At 70.2% G+C, this 15,408-nt stretch carries 14 protein-coding genes and 2 pseudogenes; 6 read left to right on the top strand and 10 right to left on the bottom strand.

Going from position 1 to position 15,408, the window contains the following annotated elements:
• Positions 1 to 38 precede the first annotated feature (38 nt).
• The 3 genes and pseudogenes from MF408_RS08875 to MF408_RS08885 form a co-directional block, all read right to left on the bottom strand.
• Complete coding sequence (locus tag MF408_RS08875) at positions 39 to 938, bottom strand: alpha/beta fold hydrolase (RefSeq protein WP_275693379.1); 900 nt, start codon at positions 936 to 938, stop codon at positions 39 to 41.
• Positions 938 to 1,489: pseudogene (locus tag MF408_RS08880) on the bottom strand (alpha/beta hydrolase); the annotation flags it as partial. The gene MF408_RS08875 and the pseudogene MF408_RS08880, both read right to left, overlap by 1 nt.
• Positions 1,490 to 1,894: 405 nt before the next feature.
• The gene (locus MF408_RS08885) at positions 1,895 to 2,758 is read right to left on the bottom strand and encodes an alpha/beta hydrolase (RefSeq protein WP_240251063.1); all 864 of its coding nucleotides are present in this window, start codon (positions 2,756 to 2,758) and stop codon (positions 1,895 to 1,897) included.
• On the opposite strand from MF408_RS08885, the gene MF408_RS25200 reads away from it, so the two are divergent.
• Positions 2,660 to 3,397, top strand: coding sequence for an SRPBCC family protein (locus MF408_RS25200; protein WP_275693380.1), 738 nt, complete (start codon positions 2,660 to 2,662; stop codon positions 3,395 to 3,397). The genes MF408_RS08885 and MF408_RS25200 overlap by 99 nt on opposite strands.
• A gap of 366 nt (positions 3,398 to 3,763) precedes the next feature.
• A complete protein-coding gene (locus tag MF408_RS08895; RefSeq protein WP_240251065.1) occupies positions 3,764 to 4,231 on the top strand; it encodes an NAD(P)H-binding protein in 468 nt (155 codons plus the stop codon).
• 390 nt (positions 4,232 to 4,621) lie between these two features.
• On the opposite strand, the gene MF408_RS25205 is transcribed toward MF408_RS08895, so the two are convergent.
• The 3 genes from MF408_RS25205 to MF408_RS08905 form a co-directional block, all read right to left on the bottom strand.
• Positions 4,622 to 4,753: a hypothetical protein gene (locus tag MF408_RS25205; RefSeq protein WP_275693381.1), complete on the bottom strand. Its 132-nt coding sequence runs from the start codon at positions 4,751 to 4,753 to the stop codon at positions 4,622 to 4,624.
• Positions 4,754 to 4,851: 98 nt separating this feature from the next.
• Positions 4,852 to 5,409: an SRPBCC family protein gene (locus tag MF408_RS08900; RefSeq protein ID WP_240251066.1), complete on the bottom strand. Its 558-nt coding sequence runs from the start codon at positions 5,407 to 5,409 to the stop codon at positions 4,852 to 4,854.
• Positions 5,410 to 5,634: 225 nt separating this feature from the next.
• Complete coding sequence (locus MF408_RS08905; protein ID WP_240251067.1) at positions 5,635 to 6,114, bottom strand: TetR/AcrR family transcriptional regulator; 480 nt, start codon at positions 6,112 to 6,114, stop codon at positions 5,635 to 5,637.
• Between the two features lie 194 nt (positions 6,115 to 6,308).
• On the opposite strand from MF408_RS08905, the gene MF408_RS08910 reads away from it, so the two are divergent.
• Positions 6,309 to 7,787: an MFS transporter gene (locus MF408_RS08910; RefSeq protein WP_275693382.1), complete on the top strand. Its 1,479-nt coding sequence runs from the start codon at positions 6,309 to 6,311 to the stop codon at positions 7,785 to 7,787.
• 219 nt (positions 7,788 to 8,006) lie between these two features.
• Here MF408_RS08910 and MF408_RS08915 read toward each other — a convergent pair whose 3' ends face one another.
• Positions 8,007 to 8,585 (bottom strand): TetR family transcriptional regulator, encoded by a 579-nt coding sequence (locus MF408_RS08915; protein WP_240251068.1) that lies wholly within the window; start codon positions 8,583 to 8,585, stop codon positions 8,007 to 8,009.
• A 72-nt stretch (positions 8,586 to 8,657) separates the two neighbouring features.
• Complete coding sequence (locus MF408_RS08920; protein ID WP_345893885.1) at positions 8,658 to 10,217, bottom strand: MFS transporter; 1,560 nt, start codon at positions 10,215 to 10,217, stop codon at positions 8,658 to 8,660.
• 938 nt (positions 10,218 to 11,155) lie between these two features.
• On the opposite strand from MF408_RS08920, the gene MF408_RS08925 reads away from it, so the two are divergent.
• A complete protein-coding gene (locus MF408_RS08925; protein WP_240251070.1) occupies positions 11,156 to 12,358 on the top strand; it encodes an NAD(P)H-dependent oxidoreductase in 1,203 nt (400 codons plus the stop codon).
• 90 nt (positions 12,359 to 12,448) lie between these two features.
• Here MF408_RS08925 and MF408_RS08930 read toward each other — a convergent pair whose 3' ends face one another.
• Entirely contained in the window at positions 12,449 to 12,598 is a 150-nt protein-coding gene (locus MF408_RS08930; protein ID WP_240251071.1) for a hypothetical protein, read from the bottom strand.
• A 284-nt stretch (positions 12,599 to 12,882) separates the two neighbouring features.
• On the opposite strand from MF408_RS08930, the gene MF408_RS08935 reads away from it, so the two are divergent.
• Together MF408_RS08935 and MF408_RS08940 are read left to right on the top strand one after the other, a co-directional pair.
• Positions 12,883 to 13,623, top strand: a complete 741-nt coding sequence (locus MF408_RS08935) for an SDR family oxidoreductase (RefSeq protein ID WP_240251072.1) — start codon at positions 12,883 to 12,885, stop codon at positions 13,621 to 13,623.
• A gap of 67 nt (positions 13,624 to 13,690) precedes the next feature.
• Positions 13,691 to 14,587 carry an SDR family oxidoreductase gene (locus MF408_RS08940; protein WP_240251073.1) on the top strand — a complete coding sequence of 299 codons (897 nt, stop codon included), beginning with the start codon at positions 13,691 to 13,693 and terminating at the stop codon, positions 14,585 to 14,587.
• A 191-nt stretch (positions 14,588 to 14,778) separates the two neighbouring features.
• Here MF408_RS08940 and MF408_RS08945 read toward each other — a convergent pair.
• Positions 14,779 to 15,387: pseudogene (locus MF408_RS08945) on the bottom strand (DeoR/GlpR family DNA-binding transcription regulator); the annotation flags it as partial.
• Positions 15,388 to 15,408 lie beyond the last annotated feature (21 nt).

A 15,408-nucleotide genomic window follows, 5' to 3' on the forward strand; every position in this document is an offset into this window, starting at 1 on the left:
CTGCACGAGAGCGGTGGCGATGGCGACGCTCCTCGCACCTAGCGCAGTGCGAACGCGGAACGCAGGAAGCCGACCTGGTCGCGCAGCACCCGTTCGCGGACGCCTGGACGGTAGATGTCGAAGTGCGTGACGTCGTACTCGACGGTGGAGCCTCGCGGGGCCTGCACCGCGAGGCCCCGGGTGGTCTCCGCCGGGGTCTCGCGGTCCTGCGTCGCCACGCAGACCAGGAGCGCGGCACGGATCCGGGCGACCTCGCGCCCTGGCCGGTAGCCCATCATGTCGAGCAAGCCGCGAGGCGCGACCCGGTTCTCCCAGGTCTCGCTCGTGAGCGCCCTGACCGTGCGCACGACGTCGGGACCCGTCATCACCGCGAGCTCGCCGGGCTCCCCCACGGCCTTCACGTAGATCGGCTCCCGCCCGACACGTCCGCGCCAGCGGTCGCGGAACGCTGCCCACAGGAGCGCGAGCGAGGTCCGCGGCGAACGTCCTTCGACCTTGCGTGGGACGCCGTTGAACGGGACCTGGGTCACGACCGCGGCCAGCGCGTCGTCCGCCGCCGCAACGGTCAGCGCGTGCGCACCGCCCAACGAGGTGCCCCACAGCGCGAGGCGGTAGGCGTCCACTCCCGGCATCGTCCGGACGTGGGCAAGGACGGAGCGTACGTCGGCGAGCTGCGCCGGGATCGACAGCACCTGGCGGGGTGCGCCGCCGCTCCGCCCGAAGCCGCGGTAGTCGAATGTCACCGCCTGGAGGCCCTCCTCGGCCATCCTCCGCGCGACCCACACGACCGCGTTCGTGTCCTGCACGCCGCTGAAGCCCGGACAGAGCACGACGGTCGGTCGCGGCGCCGCGGCCGGCCCCGGGGCGCCGTACGCATTCGCCACTATCGGACCGTCCGGCACCTCGATCTCCAACCGGGTGGGATGATCGTTGCTCATCACGCCCCTCCGCCGGACTCGGCAGCGCTCAGTGTCGCGGACACGGTGTCGGCGAGCTGCTCGGGCGGAGCTCCCGCCAGGTCATGGCCGACACCGGACCACACCTCGACCCGCCAGCCGGCCGAGCGCGCGGCTCGCGCGACCTTCTTCGGAGTGTGGACCGTGCTGCGCCCCGCGACCACCACCGACGCGGGCATCGTCAGATCGGTGAGCCGTGACGGGTCCGGCCGCCGGGGCGGAGGGAGTGTGCCGCGGAAGGTCTCGAGCGCCGTCAGTCCGAGCTCGCCCAGCGGCCCGGCGACGGTGGACCCGGCGATCCAACCCAGCAGTCCCCGGCGCACGCGCCGACTCGGCGCCAGGACCGCCACCAGCCCGGCGACGACGAAGCGCGGCCGCAGATCGGCGAAGGTGGCCGGGGGGTCGAGGACGGTGACAGCCCGGATGGCCTGCGCATGGTGCAGGGCGACCTGGGCGGCGAGCCAGCCCCCGAGGCTGTGCCCGACCAGCTGCACCGGCCCGAGATCCAGCTGGTGCAACACCTCGGCGACCCAGGCGGCCTGCTCGCCCTCCGACGCGAGCGGGACTGCCTGGCTGCTCGCCCCCCGCCTCGCCGATCGAGTCGAGGGCGATCACCGGCCGCCCGAGGGCGAGCAGGTCGGGCAGGAAGCTGCTCCAGATCGGCGACGCGGCGTTGCGACCTGCCAGTAGCACCACCGGGACTCCTGTGCCGCCGGTGTCGAACCGGTAGCAGCGCACCGCGCCGTACGCGGTGTCGACGGTCGTGGCGATGCCCGGTGGTAGGAGCGCGGCGGCATCGCCGTAGGCGCGGGCGTAGCGACGGTATGCTGCGCGGTCGACGAAGTGCCCTACCTTCTCCACACCGACCCCGATGCGGACGCCCGGGAACTCGATCTCGACCGGTGCTCTCCGACCAGCCCGACCTCCTGCCTGGTTCGTCATGCCATCACCTCATCGATCATGAACCGCTTGAGCTCGTCGGCGAGGCGCTCCGGTTGGTCCTCCGGCACAAGCGTGTAGCTGTTCTTGACCTCGACCAACCGTCCACGGGGAAAGGCGTCGGCAAGGCGTCGACCGTGCTCACGCGGCATCAACCTGTCCTCCGGGGCCCACACCACCAGCACCGGGCGGTCGAAGCCGGGCAGGCGCGAGGCAAGATCACGCAGCTCCTGCCGGCTCGGCGTCGAGAGCGCGAAGGACTTGAGGTCCCGCCGGACGAGCGGATCCCGCTGGGCAGGACCGAACCAGCCGTCCATGACGTCATCGGGCACCCGCGTCTTCGACATCCAGCCCCAGGCGCCCGGAGCCGACCGGAACCAGCCGAAGCGCTGCATCTGCATCGAGACCCACAGCAGCCCGGGGACACGGGCGCTGGCCGCGACTGCTTTGCCCGGCTTCCCTGGTGGGAAGTTGTCGAACGCCTCGCACGCCACCAGTGCGGCTCCTGCGATGCGCTCGCGCGGCCCGTCGGTCAGCAGGAACTGCGCGCCTCCCCAGTCGTTGAGCACCAACGTGACGTCGGTCAGGTCGAGTGCCTCGAGCAACTCGCCCACCATCGCGGCGACCCCACGATGGGTGACCAGCTCCGGGCGGTCCATCGGCCGCCGGTGGCTACCGAGCGGGAGCGTGGGGCACACGCAGCGCACCCCCGGTCCCAACCGGGCGACGACCTTTCTCCAGACGCTCGCGTCCATGTTGACGCCATGGAGCAGGACCGCAACCGGTCCGTCCCCTCCGGTATCGACATAGTCGATCTCGCCTGCAGCCAGCTGAGCGGTCGGCACGACGTCCTCCTCGTGCAATCGGGGGCGGTAGTGCCCTACTGTACCAATTGGTACGATGGGGCCACAGTTGCGCGGCCCAGCGGTGCCGAGCTGCATGTCTCCACCGCTGGGCCCAAGCCCCAGAGAGGACGGTCCGAGAAAACAAATGTCGAGCGACGGAACCGGCCCACCCACCACCGGCATCGCACCCCGCTCGAGCGCGCGCTTCACATCGATGCGCCGGTCGAGACCGTGTGGCGCCTGGTCAGAGACCCCCGCCGCCTGACCGAATGGAGCCCGACGGTCCACCAGGTCGAGCATCACTCCGGCGACGTGGGCGCTGAGGGATCTCGTTACGTCAATCGCAACCGTGACGGCGAGCTCGAGTGGACCACACACAGCGTGATCATCCGAAGCCGGCCGCCGCGGTCCCTGGCGTTCCGCGTCGAGGAGAACTGGGCCGTCTGGTCGTTCGACGTCGAGGTCGAGACCGATGGCACCCGCTTGATCCAGCGCCGACGCACGCCCAATGGGATCTCGCCGCTCGCCCTGGAGCTGACCGAAGCCTTCATGGGCGGACAGGCCGCCTTCGCCCAGTCCCTTCTCGAGGGGATGGATGAGACGCTGGCACGCATCAAGGACGCCGCAGAGACGGCCGCACATCGTTCACGGGCGTGAACCTCATGTCGGAGCGAACCCTCGAATGGGCCCGCGTGAACGCTCGAATCCCAGCCGTTCAGCGCGCTGCACGAAGCCCGACCGGTCATGGCAATCGGTGGGCTGAGTACCGGTCAGCTGCTCTGCTTCGTCCCGAGTTGTCACGAGTACCGTCGGCAGCGAATCGACAGGGACGTCGAATGGATCACCCAGTCCTGACTAGTTCAGGCTGACAGCCGCCGCGAGTCCTCGAGAGCAGCATGCTATAGACGGGCCCCTTGTCAGCTCACGCGTCGCCTGTCGACGGCACGTGAAAGCTGGCCCCCGAACGGCAGCTGTAACTACTGATCCCCCCTCCAAGACCTCTGTCATCCCACAGGAGTACATATGCGAATCGCGATTGCCGGAGCGACCGGGAACATCGGGGCCCGCGTCTCGCTGGCGCTGCGGCAGGACGGCCACGACGTCGTCGCTTTGAGCCGAGGAGCAGGCGTGGACCTGCTGACAGGCGCGGGAGTCGATGGCGTCCTGGCTGGCGTCGACGCAGTGATCGACGTGACGAACGTCCTGACCGCCGAGCGGGCGGAGGCGCAGCGTCACTTCGCCACCATGACCAAGGCCCTGCTGGCGGCCGAGCAGGTAGCCGGCGTGGGGCACCACGTCTTGTTGTCCATCGCCGGCGTTCACCGCGTCGATGGCAACGCCCACTACGCCGGCAAGCGGCTGCAGGAGGAACTCGTCGAGGCCGGGCCGGTGCCGTGGACGATCGTCCCCGCCACCCAGTTCTACGACTTCGCGATGATGGTGACTGGATGGACCGAGCAGGACGGCGTGGCACCGATAGCCCCCTGCTGATCCAGCCAGTCTCGCCCGCCGACGTGGCAGCCGTCCTCGCCGAGGTCGCCACCGGCGATCCGCAGGGGCGACATGCGGACGTAGCCGGCCCCGACCCGCACGACCTAGTCGACATGGCCCGGCGGAGCAACGCCGCGCTGGGGCGCAGTGTGAAGCTCTTGCCCACGTGGTCGACTGTCTTCGGGCCGGAGATGGCCGGGGACGTGCTGCTCCCGGGTCCCGAGGTCCACATCACTCCGACCTCTTTCGAGGACTGGCTCGCGTCAATAGCGTAGTTGCGGCGAACTCGCCGAACGACGTGCGATCGGAACAGCCGGGCATGGCTGTTCTGATCGCGCGAAACTGCTGCGACGGTCGAGGTGGTGCTCCAGACCGCTCGCCCGATGAACGTCAAAGAACCCGCTCGAACCAAACCTGGTCGAGCAACGGGATCGTCGGCAGTCCCGGTTGCCAGAACAACCCGACGCGCACCAGACGCGCGAGCCTCGCCGAGTCGCTCAGCTGGTCCTGCAACTCGGTCACGTGCAGCGGGGCTCTCGGTCCGTCATGGGCCGCTGAGGCGCGTGCACGCTCTACCCGGCGACTCAGCGGGCTGCTGCGCCGCACGCGGACCCGCGCCTCTAGCGCCCTGCTCGCGCGCCTACGATCGCCGGGCTCGACGTGGCGGCCAGCCGGGCTAGGAGGCGCAGGAGTCGCACGTACATCGACCAGCGCGGCGGCGTGACTGCGGTCCTCGCGGTCGCGGCCTGCGCCTGGTCGAGGGCGTCCTCGATCAGAGCATCGTGCAAGGGCCGGTACATCAACGGCCAACTGACGCGTGCCCATCGTCGTGGCGACATCTCGAGTACATGGATCAGGCGGGTGCAGTCCGAACCCACCGGCTCGAGGCGGAACTCGTGGTAACCGCCCTCGAAGCCGTCGGGCCCGGTGAACCGGAAGCGAACGAGGCGGCCCGGCTCCAACAACTCGACCGTGTAGCGAATCGGGCCGTGACCGCCTGCTGCGCCGACCTGAAGCCCGGGCCTGAAGCGCATCGCTGGCCAGTAGCGGGTGGGCCATAGCACGTCCACGTCGGTGGCGAGCCCGTCGAGGAGCGGGGCGCACTCCGCGAGCGCGCTCGGCAGCAGACGCTCGTGAACGTTCGACACGGTCGGGCGATTCAGATGTTCATGGTCCATGTACCGCATGGTACGCGCATCCAGGCTTCGCTGCCGATATCGGCGCACACCGGCGGGATGCGCTGCGCCGGGCTGCACCAGCAGCGGACCCCGCAATGCTCCTGCGCAACCGGTCGGCCGGCGCGTTTCCACCGGCCGCGGAAATTCATCAACGCCCGCTCTCGCGGGAGCTACGCGCGGAGCGCGGACGCAGCGCCGCGTCGATCACCGGCCCCAAGATCGCGATCACCTCCCCCGGCTCAGGTCCTTCATCGGCGCAGTCCCTAGCGCATACCGCTGCAAGATCATCCCGGCCACCACGGTCACCGCGGCTGTCGCCCGGCGACGCTGCTGAGGGCCTTCGAGTCGCTGGGCGAGCGGATCGATGAGCTCACGCTCGAGGAACTCCGACAGTGCCCGGCCCTGGTCACCGTCGCTCACCGCCTCGGCGAGCAGGCGTCTCAACGGCCGCCCGCTGTCCGGGGAGTCCCAGGCAGCGAGCGCCGCGGTCAGGATGCCGGCAGCCCAGCTCTCGCGAGGGCCGCTGAGCGCCCGGTCCAGCGCATCGCTCGGACTGATCGGAAGCGTCATGGCCTCTCGGAACAGGCCGCGCTTGTTGCCGAAGTGATGGGCGATCAGGCGGATGTCGACACCGGCGTCGCGGGCGATACGGCGAAGGGTGGCTCCTCGGTAGCCGCACTCGGCGAACGCGCTCCTCGCTGCCACCAGGATCTCGGACCTCGTGTCCGAAAGCCCTGGACGCCGACCTCGGGATTTATTCATCAGCATTGAATTTTGCTGACGACGGGCCGGATAGTCAACCGAACGCCCATACATTCCCCGGGCTCCCTACAACGGACTTGTCAGGAGGACTCGTGATGAGAAGTCATCGCGCCGTGCTAGTTGTCGTCTGTCTCGGGTTGGCGACGGTGGTGTCAGCCGTATCGGCGCTCAACGTCGCCATTCCGTCGATCGCGCGCGACCTCCAGGCCACTCAGACCGAGCTGTCGTGGATCATCGACGCCTACGCGCTCACGTTCGCCGCGCTCTTGTTGCCCTTCGGTGCCTTCGGAGACCGCATCGGCCGCCGGCGCATGCTGCTCGCCGGCTTGACGGTCTTCGGAGCCGCCGCTGGCTGCGCGATGCTGACGACCTCTCCCGAGGTCCTCGTCGTGCTCCGCGGTGTGCTGGGAGCCGGAGCGGCGATGGTGATGCCGGCGACACTCTCGACCATCACCGCCACCTTCCCGTCCGAGGAACGCGTGAAGGGGGTCGCGATCTGGACCGGCCTCGCTGGAGCCAGCGCCGTGCTCGGGCTGCTCGGCGCCGGCATCCTGCTCGAGTTCTGGGGCTGGCAGGCAGTCTTCGGACTCAACATCGCGATGGCCGCAACCACCATCGTCGGGACTCTGCGGGTGGTGCCGGAATCACGACACGACGGCGACGTCGGCCTGGACCCAGTGGGCTCCGTGCTGTCGATCGGCGCGATCGGCGCGATCGTGTATGGACTCATCGAGGCCCCGACCGAGGGGTGGGCTTCGTCCGCGACCATGGCGTGCCTGGGCGTCGGCTTGGCCCTCCTGGTCATGTTCGTGCTCTGGGAAGCGTTCACGAGCCGGCCGCTGCTCGACCCGCGACTGTTCCTGCGTCCCGCGTTCGCCGCTGGAGCGCTCTCCGTCCTCGTGCAGTTCCTCGCCTTCTTCGGCTTCATCTTCCTGTTCCTGCAGTACCTCCAGCTGGTCCGCGGCTACTCGCCTCTCGAGGCCGCCTTCGCCATGCTGCCGTTGGCGTTCGGCATCATGCCGGGCGCGCGGATCGCGCCGCGTCTAGCCGCCAAGCTGGGTCGCACCAGAGTGGCGGGGTTGGGTCTGTCGCTCCTGGTCGGGGGCCTCGTCCTCCTGTGGAGGGTCGACCTGGCCACGTCGTACTGGATCCTGGGACCGTCCCTGTGGGTTACCGGGATCGGAATGGGTCTGGCGATGACTCCTGCAACTGCGGCCATCACCGACGCCCTACCTCTCCGGCAACAGGGCGTCGCCTCTGCCGTCAACGACCTCGCGCGCGAGCTGGGCGGCGCCTTGGGGATCGCCCTGCTCGGCAGCGTCCTGAACGACACGTACCGCAACGCGTACGCGACGAGCGCCTTCCCGGAACAGGTCGCTGCGAAGGCTCAGGACTCGCTGGTCGCGGCTCTTCACATGGGGCCGGACGTCGCCGCATTCGCGCGAGACGCCTTCGTGGACGGGCACCAGGCCGGTCTGCTGGTTGCGGCGTGCGCCGTCGCCGTCACCGCGGGGATCGTGATCGTCCTCATGAGCCGCGCCGACCGGCGCACCCGTCCGCACAACGATGGTCTCGACGCACCGCGGTCGGACGTCGACACAGCCGCCCCGGCATGAGGTACGCGTCGCGGGCCCCGCTCGTGAGGTCTTCGGGTACGACCTCGCGGAGAACAACCTGTCCGGCCTGCCATGGTGTCGGCGAGATCGCACTTGCCAGCTCCCGCAGTCGGGTGATCGACGTCCCCTGGCGCCCCGGCCTCTCTCCATGGCCGTGTCCCTGCTGCGGCGGCACCACCGGTCGTCGATGACCCACCGTCAGCCGTTCACCCGAAATGGTCAACGGGCGGGGCGCTGACGGCGAGTGCGTGGGCCAGGACGTGGTGGACGTAGTCGAGGTCGGCGGGCGCGTTGTCGATGAGGATCGCCGTACACAGGCCGTCGGAGGTGGCGACCAGGGGTGGCGATCGCGGTGGGGTCGTCCGTCAGAGTGCCGGCGAGCTCCGCGACGTCCTCCCGCCACCGGCGGGCCACCGGCGCCAGTGCCGGTCGGCGAGCAGCAAGGGTGGACAGCTCTCGTTCGGCCAGCGCGCGATCGCGACCTGGCCCGGCGGAGTCGACGATGAGCTCGGCGAGGCCGCGGAGCTTGTCAGAGGAGCCGTCGATGATCTCACGGACCCGTGTGGTGTAGGCCTCGGCGACACTGGACAGCGCCGCCACGAGCAGGTCGTCGAGGGTCGCGAAGTAGTAGGTGGTCAGGCTGGTGGTGATCCCGGCCTGCTTGGCGACGGTGCGGTGGGTCACCCCGGCCGCCCCGTCGCGTTGCACCACGGCGAGCGTCGCCTCGATGATCTCGGCGCGTCGCCGGTCTCCACGAGCCCGGCGCCCGTCGATCGAGCCCGTGGCAGCCTCGTTCATTCGTCCTCCTCGGTCGCCACGGTAGACCAGTGGGGCCCGGCGCCGGCCCGGCGCCGAACCGGGGCACGTCGGTCAGGGGTGCTCGGTGTCGCCATCGCCCTCCGCGAGCGGTGGGACGTGGCGCAGCCAGACCAGGCACGCGATCGCGGTCAATGCGATGCAGATGCCCGCCGAGAAGGACGCGACATTCATCCCGGTGGTGAACGCCTCCCGGGCGGACTGGACGACGCCGGCTGGAGCCCGGTCGGCGACCGCGAGTGCTCCCGACAGGCTTCCGGTGAACCGGTCGGAGACCTCGGGCGGCAAGCCGGCGGGTGCCTCGACCCGTGCTCCGTACCAGGCTGTGGTGAGGCTGCCGAGCAGGGCGACGCCGACGGCGAGCCCGAGCTCTTGGACCGTCTCGGACAGAGAGGCCGCCGATCCGGACTTGGCGGCCGGTGCGGCGCCGACAACGATGTCGGTGCCGAGTGCGGCGATCGCGCCGAGACCGAGGTAGATCAACCCGAAGCCGGCCACGACGACCAGCGTGTCGCCGGCGCCGGCGGTGGCCAGCATGCCGTAGCCGATGACCGACACACCCAGGGTGAGGCCCATGACCACGCCAGGGCGCACCCGTCGGGCGACCAGCGGCGCACCGATGGCGGCGGCGAACATCGCCAGCGCCGGGGGTCCCATCCAAACTCCGGCTGCGAACGGGCTCCTGCCCTCGACCAGCTGCAGGTACTGGGTGACCAGGTACATGGTTCCGCCCACCCCGACGAGACCCACCAGCAGGACTCCCAGCGCCGTTGCGAACGCGCGATCGGCGAACAGGCCGACGTCCAGCAGTGGTGAGCGCAGGATGCGCTGCCGGCGCACGAAGGCGATCCCCGCCACCGATGCCGCGAGCAGCAGGAGGAGGCCACCGGCCCCGGGGCCGTGATCGGCGGCCTGCTTCAACAGGTAGATCACAGGCAGGATCGCGGTCAGCGACAGGGCGACGCTGACCAGGTCCAAGCGGCCGGCCGCGGGGTCGGCGTACTCGGGCAGCAGCACCCGGGCACCGGCCAGGACGAGCACGGCGATCGGCACGGCCAGCAAGAACGGCGCGCCCCACCAGAACGCGTCGGCCAGCGCTCCACCGACCACGGGCCCGGCGGCCATGCCGAGGGCGAACATCGTCGCCCACACCCCGATGGCCAACGCTCGTTGCTGCTCTCGGGCGAACATGTTCGAGATCAGGGACAGCGTGGAGGGCATCAGGGTCGCGCCGGCGACGCCGAGCAGCGCCCGCGCGACGATCAACAGCTCCGCGGAGGGCGCGAAGGCCGCGAGCACCGAAGCCACGGCGAACCCCACCATGCCGATCACCAGCAGCCGACGCCGGCCGATCCTGTCCCCCAGCGTCCCCATCGTGACCAGGAACCCGGCGATCAGGAACCCGTAGGCGTCCATGACCCACAACGTCTGCGTCGCGGAGGGGTCCAGGTCAGCGGCCATCGCCGGCGAGACCAGGTAGAGCACAGTGAGGTCCAACCCCAACAGCACCGTCGGCAACGCCAACAAACCCAGGCCTGTCCACTCTCGCGCTCCCGCTCGTGGCGCAGCGCCCCGGTCTCCCTGACTCGTACCCGTCACCATGAACTTGGACATTAGTACAACTAGTACAATCGTCCAAGACTCTGCCCCAGCTTGAGCGGGCGCACGGGCTCCTCTTGTACCGTTTGGTTCGCCCCTATCGAAAGGGAGAGTCCGCCGTGACCGTCCGCCATCCCCTTCCATCGACACACCCCATGGGCGAAACCTCACCTCCCTCTCGGCCCGGTCCGAGCGCTCCCACTGCTTCTCCGGGCTTCGCGCACTCCGGAGGGCTGGGGACGCAGCTCGCCGGCGGTCGAGGCGCAGTCCCGGCGTAGTTCGCAGCTCGTGCTCACGGCCTTCGCACGCGACGGACTCTTCTCGACCGCATGGTTGGGACTCATGGCGATGGGCTGGTTCGGGTGGGCGCAGGAAGATCCTCCTGCGCACTGGAGAGTCCGCCTGGGACTCGGTTCGGGTCTCGGACTGCTGCTTGCTGCCTGGTTCCGGAGTCCTTGTGGCGCGACAGTGGGAGGAGCCCTCCGCACTCGACGGGAGCTATGGCTGGTTCGGGGCGCTGGTAGCGGTGGAGGTGGCAGCTGCCGGTGCCGGATGCTGGGTGCTCCATCGTCGAGGGGGCGATCGCTGGATGGCATGGTGGGTCGCAGTGGTGGTGTCGATCCACTTCGTTCCACTCGCATGGCTGCTGTCAGATCCGACCTTCGCCGTAGTCGGGTCCGGGCTGCTTCTAGCCTTGCTGTCGTTGGCTCCGCGGTTGCGAGCGCCGCGCGCGACCACAAGCGCTCCGGTCGGCGCGCTCATGGGTGCCACTCTCCTGGCGTGCGCATGCCTGGCCGGCACGACGGTCCTGGCGAGATGAGCGGCGGTCGCGCAACCGCACGACCGCGCGGCCACCGCGCCGATTGTCATGGTGTGGGCGAGCGTGGCCAGGTCGTCGACGGCCTCTGCCTTCCCTTGACGTCAACATTTGTTCAAGCCCTACCGTGACGTGCATGAACCAGTTGGAACAGTCGATTGCCGCCACGCCCACTCCCACACCTTCACCGTCCGGACCGATCTCGGTCGGGGTCGTTGCGGGCAGCACCCGACCCACCCGTCGCTCCCTGGCGATCGCGGAGTGGGTTGCGGAGGGCACCCACCCCGACTTGCTCCTCGAGGTGGTCGATCTCGCCGAGGTCGACCTTCCACTGCTGTGCGAGCCGGTCGCGGCAGTCTTCGGGGACTACGAGCACGACCACACGCGTCGGTGGGCGCAGGAGGTCCGCCACCATGACGCTTTCATCCTGGTCTCGCCCGAGTACAACGCCTCCATTCCCGCCGTGTTGAAGAACGCGCTCGACCACCTGTACCACGAGTGGCAGGACAAGGCCGTCGGCTTCGTGGGCTACGGCATGGCCGGCGGCGTCCGGGCCGTGGAGCAGCTGCGCCTGATCACCGCCGAGCTCCAGATGGTCGGTGTGCCCGACGCGCTGCACCTCTCGCCACACCAGGTGTCGCACGACCGGTTCGAGGCGACCGAGGCCGACGAGCACGGGCGTGCAGCCCTGCTCAGAGGGCTCGCACGTCGGGGCCTGGCCATGGCCCCCTTGCGATCGGCCCGGGCCGAGACCACCGGAAGGGATGACGGCATGAACACCGGCCCGGCCGCGATGAGGCGCGTGGACCGGCAACCGGATCTGGGCATCGCGGATCCGCGGACCGAGTCGGTCATCGCGAGCTGGTGGACCCTTGAGGACGAGGCGGTCGCCGATCGGGCCTGCGACTCCGCGCTGGCAGCCATGCCGGCCGTGGAGGGCCTGCTGCGGTTCTCGGTGTTCCGCGCCGTCGTGGGCGCCGATGTCTTCCTTCTCTCCCAGTGGGCCTCCCACCGAGCTCGGGCGAACTACCTCGCCACAGCCGCGGCTGCCGCACGAGGCGCCGTCGACGACGAGCTCGGCAACGTCGTACGCGATCGAGTCCTTGCCCGGCCGACAGCTCTCGCCACCGACCTACCCATCGGTGCCGCGCTGCTGCTGGTCGCCCGGACGCCCGGCGACGGCAACGCATCCGTCGACCCGGCCACCAGCACCTTCCGGTCCGACGACGGCACCGAGACGGTCGCCCTGAGCTTCGCTGGTGATGCGACCGCGCAGGGGGCGTTCGCCTGGGTCGGGGCGGTCGAGCCGCAGGCAGTACGGCCACGGCGCGCGTCGTAGCGCGACTCCGAGCGCACGGCCTGATCGATCGTCGCTTCAGTGCGCGCGTTCGGCGTTGTTGTCCAGCGCCGCTGCCGCGAGCCCTGTGGCTCACGCGAGGTGCACGTGGACCCCACGTTCGCGCAGCTGCGCCACCGCCCCGTCGGGGGCTGCGGCGTTCATGATCATCGTCCACGACTCCCCCAGCGGCACCCACGCGGGCGCACGCTGCTCGAGCTTCGACGCGTCGGCCAGCAGCACGACCCGGTCGGCGACGGCGGTCGCTCGCTCCTTGACCCAGGTCTCGTCGACGGTCGGCTCCCCCAGCCCGCGGACGGGGTCGACGGCGTCGGCGCCGAGGTCCTGACCCCCACGGACGAGGGCGACCGTCGCATCGTGGCGCGCCTTGGTCGCGCAGCGCAGACCCGCTCCGGGCGTCGTCCAGAGGGCGAGAGAGAAAAAGTGCCGGCAAAGATATGGACACGTCGTCCACTTCGTGCTTATATGGACATCACGTCCACAAACACCGACTTCGAGGAGTAGTCATGACTGAGACTGTTTCCCCCCGCGTCGCCCTGGTGACGGGAGGCTCCGGCGGCATCGGCACCGCCGTCGTCGAGCGACTGGCGCGCGACGGCTTCGCGGTGGCGGTCCACTACGCCGGAAACCCCGAGCGTGCCGAGAAGCTGGCTGCGGAGGTTCGCACCGCGGGCGGCGAGGCGATCACCGTCGGGGGCGACGTCGCCGACGAGGACGCGATGGCCTCGGCGTTCGACGCGGTCGAGGCAGCGTTCGGCGGGATCGACGTCGTCGTCAACGCGGCGGGGATCATGATCCTCTCGCCGATCGCCGACCTGGACCTCGCGGACTTCGACCGGATGCACCGCACCAACGTGCGCGGCACGGTCGTGGTCTCCCAGCTCGCCGCGAACCGACTGCGTGAGGGCGGTGCGATCATCAACGTCTCCACCAGCCAGACCCGCGCGCAGCACCCCGGCTACGGGCCGTACGTCGCCACCAAGGCCGCGGTGGAGGGGATCACGCTGATCCTCGCTCGCGAGCTTCGCGGGCGGGACGTCACCGTCAACGCCGTGGCGCCCGGTCCGATCGCCACGCCCCTGTTCCTCGACGGCAAGGACGAGGCGACGATCGACCGGTTCGCCGGGCTCGTCCCGCTCGAGCGGCTCGGTGTCCCCGAGGACGTCGCCGAGACCATCGCCCAGCTCGCCGGCCCGACGCGCTGGGTCAACGGGCAGGTCGTCTTCGTCAACGGTGGACTCGCCTGAGCGCCCGGCCGGTCACCTCACTCACCCGTTCTCTCCAACCGAGACACGATCAGAGGAAGGCAGAACAATGAGCAACGACATCGTCTTGATCACCGGCGCGTCCAGCGGGTTCGGCGCCCTCACCGCCCGCGCCCTGGCCGGTGGCGGCAGCACCGTCTACGCCGGGATGCGGGACACCGAGGGGCGCAACGCACCGCAGGTCCGAGCCGCCCAGGACCACGCCGTCGAGCACGGCGTGGACCTGCGAGCCATCGAGCTCGACGTCAACCACCAGGACTCCGTCGACGCCGCCGTGGAGCACATCCTCGCTGAGCACGGCCGGATCGACGTGCTGATCCACAACGCGGGACACATGGTCGTCGGTCCCGCCGAGGCATTCACCCCTGAGCAGCTCGCCGAGCTCTACGACATCAACGTGCTCTCCACCCAGCGGGTCAACCGCGCCGTCCTGCCCGGCATGCGCGAGCGCGGCACCGGTCTGGTCGTGTGGGTCTCGAGCTCGAGCGTGAAGGGCGGCACGCCGCCGTACCTGGCGCCGTACTTCGCCGCCAAGGCCGGCATGGACTCCCTCGCCGTCAGCTATGCGGGTGAGCTGGCCCGCTGGGGCGTGGAGACCACCATCGTGGTCCCGGGCTCCTTCACCAGCGGCACCAACCACTTCGCCCACGCCGGGCGCCCCGAGGACGCGACCGTCGAGGCCGCCTACGAGACCAGGTACGCCGGCCTGATGGGCCAGGTCGCCACCAAGCTCGCCGACCTCGCGCCGCCCGACGCCGACGCCTCGATGGTGTCCGACGAGATCGCCAGGATCGTGGCCCTGCCGCGGGGCGCGCGGCCCTACCGCGTCCACATCGACCCGGCCGACGACGGCTCCGCGGAGGTGTCCGACCTCGCCGATCGGGTCAGGCGGGAGTTCCTCACCCGCGTCGGTCTCGACGACCTCCTGACGGTCGCGGGGTCGTGAGCCTGTCTCGGCCGAACGCTGCAAGGCACAGCTGACCCGAGCGGCTCATCGCGTCGAGCGGCCGCGAGCCCTGCTACGCGAGGTGGACGTGGATCCCACGCTCGCGCAGCTGCGCCACCGCCTCGTCGGGCGCTGCGGCGTCCATGATCATCGTCCACGACTCCCCCCAGCGGCACCCACGCGGGCGCACGCTGCTCGAGCTTCGACGCGTCGGCCAGCAGCACGACCCGGTCGGCGACGGCGGAGGCTCGCTCCTTGACCCAGGTCTCGTCGACGGTCGGCTCCCCCAACCCGCGGACGGGGTCGACGGCGTCCGCGCCGAGGAAGGCCACGTCGAAGTGGTAGCGCTCCAGCACGAGCGCCGACAGCGGTCCGACCACACCATGGCTGCGCGGCTGGAGCCGACCGCCGACGATCAGCACGTCGAGGTCGTCGGCGGCCGAGAGGGCCAAGGCGGCCTCGAGACCCCGCGTCACCACGGTCAGCGGCCCGCGCGTCACGAGCAGCCGCGCCAGCGCGAGGCAGGTGGTGCCCGCGTCGAGGAACACGGTCCCCCCGGCCGGCACCAGGTCGACCGCCGCCGCGGCGATGGCCGACTTCTCCTTCAGGTTGAGCTGCTTGCTCTCGTCGAAGGGGCGCTCGTGGAAGACCTCGCGCACCAGCGCGCCGCCGTACGTCCGGGCCAGCCGGCCGTCGCGCTGCAGGATCGCGAGGTCGCGCCGTACGGTCGAGGCCGACACCCCGAGCCGTTCCGACAGCACGTCGACGCTGTCCTCACCCCCACGGACGAGGGCGACCATCGCATCGTGGCGCGCCTTGGT

The organism is Nocardioides sp. TF02-7 (assembly GCF_022437945.1).
Taxonomy (GTDB): Bacteria; Actinomycetota; Actinomycetes; order Propionibacteriales; family Nocardioidaceae; genus Nocardioides.